The following is a 931-nucleotide window of genomic DNA, read 5'->3' as shown; positions in this document are numbered from 1 at the left end:
GGAATTACAACAATCATTGATGCGCCTCCGTTTGCGGTAATCATCACGACTACCGCATCCGGGTTGTCACGATGTATAAGTCTTAGGACTAGGCGTCCTGCGATGCCATCGCCATGGGGCGACCGCGATTGAGCCGGGCTTCTTTGAACAGACCGTTGACATTCGCGCTCGTTCGCGTGCCTTTCGGCATGTTGCTGAAATTCACATTTACGTTCGCGCTGCCATCGACCTTAACGGCACCACCATTGTTATCGCGCAGATGTTTGCGAACAATGCGGTCGGCGAGATGAGCACCGGTGTTGCCGTGCGCGGTCAGCACTTCGGGAAAATACGTGTCGAATTGAGCAGTACGACGCGCAAGCTCCTTGCCCCATCCGTTCATGAACGAGTCGTGGCTTTGAGGACCGCGCATGCCGGGATATGGATTGCCGCCGATGTTGGTCATTGCACCGCGAGTGAAGAAACCCATTCCCTGCTGATGGATCATGTAGAGTTCGGACGGCGTAGGATCGCGACCGAAGCGACGCTTGAACTCTTTCGCATGATCAGACAGCATGTGAGCCGCTGCCATCGCATTATCATGAGCGTTGTAGATCGAGCCGCTACCGTATTTCGCCCATTCATCGCGGCCCATCTGGAACAAACCCTTGTATTGGGTTGCCCTATTCCAATTGCTCTGCGGATGCATGTTGGACTCGATGCTTGCGATGCCGCGCAGCATGTTGGCATCGAGGCCGTACTTCTTTGCTGCATCCGCGATCGCAGCTTCCGTCTCGGCGCTGCCAAGGTTCGGCTTCTTGCCGTAAGCCTTCATCGAGAAGTCCCGCGCAGCTCCGATCTTGGCAACGGTGCCTTTCACGGACTTCGGTACCTGACCTTGACTGATAGATTTCAGCGGAAAGTCGTCATTTCCAAACTTGGGAGAAGAGCC

General features: G+C 55.2%; 1 protein-coding gene. It reads right to left on the bottom strand.

The genetic code is table 11. The features are described from left to right. Nucleotides 1–88: 88 nt before the first annotated feature. Nucleotides 89–931: transglycosylase SLT domain-containing protein (locus AS156_RS17835; RefSeq protein WP_201456054.1), on the bottom strand; the 843-nt coding region annotated here is incomplete at its 5' end.

It is taken from the genome of Bradyrhizobium macuxiense, assembly GCF_001542415.1.
In the GTDB taxonomy this organism is placed as follows: Bacteria; Pseudomonadota; Alphaproteobacteria; order Rhizobiales; family Xanthobacteraceae; genus Bradyrhizobium; species Bradyrhizobium macuxiense.
The sequence above is the reverse complement of the archived record's forward strand: the minus strand, read 5'-3'. Positions and strand labels throughout refer to the sequence as shown.